The following is a 713-nucleotide window of genomic DNA, read 5'->3' as shown; positions in this document are numbered from 1 at the left end:
CGGCTTCGGCGCCGTGCCCGGCCAGGGCGGGGCCGTTCTTCGACCGCGTTTCGACGCCCCAACCGCCCATGCGGGGCAGGTGGAGCAGCATGGTGAATCGGGTGGTCCGTTCCACGAGGGTCCCGATCGCGGACCTGTCCAGCCCGATGATCAAATCACCTTCCCAGTGTCCGGGCACGGCCCGGTCTTCGACCTCGGCCGGCCGCTGGCTGATCATCACTTCGGGGGTGACCATGCCGTCGCGGCGTTGCCGGGCTCGAGCGCGTGGCACCCGCAACGCGCGGCCGGTTCGCAGACACGCGACCAGTTCACGCTGTAGCGCGCCCCGGCCCTGAATGAACAGCGATTGGTAGATCGCCTCATGCGAGATGCGCATGGAGGCATCATCCGGGAAGTCCAGCTGCAACCGGTTGCTGATCTGTTCCGGGCTCCACGCGATGACCCAGCGGCGGTCCTCCCGGCGGGGCTTGTTGCGTCCCTTCCAGGCCCGAGCGGTCGGCCCGGTCACGAGCTCGCCGCCGGGCTGGCGGACGCTGCCGCTCAGGCGCTCTTGGACGTATTCGCGCAGCCGCGGATTCGACACCAGCTTGGCGGTCTTCGGACGCTTGGCCGCCTGCTGCGCCTTCCACTGCGCCACCACAGCCCGATACTCCAGCTTGCCGCCGCGTGTCGCGGCGTTGCGCCGCAACTCCCGCGAGATCGTCCCCGCGTCG

General features: G+C 69.8%; 1 protein-coding gene. It reads right to left on the bottom strand.

What is annotated here, in order from left to right; all coding sequences use genetic code 11:
• On the bottom strand, nucleotides 1-713 hold a 713-nt coding region (locus tag ABD352_RS44180), incomplete at both ends, for an IS30 family transposase (protein ID WP_344618591.1).

The organism is Dactylosporangium salmoneum (assembly GCF_039532525.1).
Taxonomy (GTDB): domain Bacteria; phylum Actinomycetota; class Actinomycetes; order Mycobacteriales; family Micromonosporaceae; genus Dactylosporangium; species Dactylosporangium salmoneum.
Note: the sequence above shows the minus strand (reverse complement) of the source record. Positions and strands in the feature narration are given on the sequence as shown.